Here is a 1,408-nt window from a genome sequence, read left to right on the forward strand (position 1 = left end):
AGTCAAGCCTTTTGAGAGAGCGAGGAGACCCGTGTCTGCAAGAAAACAACGCCAGGTCGCGTCAGACGCAGGGTTGAGCAAGCAGCGGGTGGTGGTCGAGGCGGTCCGGCTCGCCGACCGCGAGGGGGTCGACGGGCTGAGCATGCGCCGGCTGGCTGGCGTGCTCGGCGCGGGCGCGATGTCGCTCTACCACTACGTGGCGAGCAAAGAGGAGTTGCTGGACGCCATGATCGACATCGTGTTCGAGGAGATCGAGCTCCCGCCCGAAGAGACCGACTGGCAGTCGGCGATACGACGGCGGGCGGTATCCGCCCGACAGGTTCTCGCACGCCACCCGTGGGCGAACGGCCTAATGGAGTCGCGGACATCGCCGGGGCCTGCGAACCTTCGCCACCACGAAGCGGTCACCGCCTGCCTGCGGAGGGCTGGCTTCACGGTCTTGATGGCGACGCACGCCAACTGGTTGCTCGACAGCTATGTTTACGGTTTCGCCCTGCAGGAAGCCAGCCTGCCGTTCGACACGGCGGATGAGTTCGCGGACATGGGCGAGGACGTCTACTTGCCCCAGCTTCCTCCTGACGAGTTCCCCTACCTCAATGAGTCCGCCGCGGCGCTCGTCGCTGCCGGCTACGACCCGGCGGAGGAGTTCAACTTCGGCCTCGACCTCGTCCTAGCCGCCCTCGAGCCCCTGAGAGCCCCCGCATAGCGACGCGCGGCCCTTTGTACCGCAACTCCGATCCTTTACCGGCGCCTTAGCTGTAGTCAGCCGTAACTGTTTTGGCGATTTCGTCGAGACGGATCTGAGGTGTTTCAAGTATGTGAGACAGCCGGTTGGTTTTTTTGGGTTAGGCGGCCGCGGGTAGCGGCTGGTTTTGGTCTTGAAGTTGGCCATTGCTGTGGCCGGCGGCAGCCCCTCATTGTTGGTGTGGGGCCGCCAGCGGCTATAGAACACTTCGACGTAGCGCATGGTTCCCCAGCAGGCGTCCTGCCCAGCGGCGAAGTTGTGGTGGTGGTAGAACTCGTTCTTCAGGGATGAGAACGCCGAGTCGGCGACGGCATTGTCCCAGCACACGCCGGTGGCCCCTATGGACTGTCGGACAGCGTTTCCGGTACACTAGGCGCCCATTGCGTGCCGCGGTCGCTAAGGAAAATCGCATCCGGGGCCAGGTGTCCCCGGTCCTTGGCCATCGCCAGCGCGCCCGTGACGAGGGAGGCGCGCATGTGGTCGGCCATCGCCCAGCCAACGATTATGCGGGTGCGCAGGTAATTGATGTCACCGACGAGCTTCGTTCCGGGGCTATCTGAGGTGAAGTCCCGGCCGATGAGATCGGCCAAGACCTTGTCCGAGTCCGAGTCCGAGTCCGAGTCCGAGTCCGAGTCCGAGTCCGAGTCCGAGTCCGAGTCCGAG

At 64.2% G+C, this 1,408-nt stretch carries 2 protein-coding genes and 1 pseudogene; 1 reads left to right on the plus strand and 2 read right to left on the minus strand.

The window, feature by feature from the left end; genetic code table 11:
* Positions 1–31: 31 nt before the first annotated feature.
* Positions 32–706 (plus strand): TetR/AcrR family transcriptional regulator, encoded by a 675-nt coding sequence (locus BJG92_RS17880; protein ID WP_232085404.1) that lies wholly within the window; start codon positions 32–34, stop codon positions 704–706.
* On the opposite strand, the gene BJG92_RS18675 is transcribed toward BJG92_RS17880, so the two are convergent.
* Together BJG92_RS18675 and BJG92_RS17885 are read right to left on the minus strand one after the other, a co-directional pair.
* Complete coding sequence (locus BJG92_RS18675) at positions 671–1,072, minus strand: hypothetical protein (protein WP_374199828.1); 402 nt, start codon at positions 1,070–1,072, stop codon at positions 671–673. The two genes, BJG92_RS17880 and BJG92_RS18675, sit on opposite strands and share 36 nt — an antisense overlap.
* 11 nt (positions 1,073–1,083) lie before the next feature.
* A pseudogene (locus BJG92_RS17885) lies at positions 1,084–1,408 on the minus strand (hypothetical protein); the annotation flags it as partial.

The sequence above is a fragment of the Arthrobacter sp. SO5 genome (assembly GCF_020532805.1).
Lineage (GTDB): Bacteria > Actinomycetota > Actinomycetes > Actinomycetales > Micrococcaceae > Arthrobacter.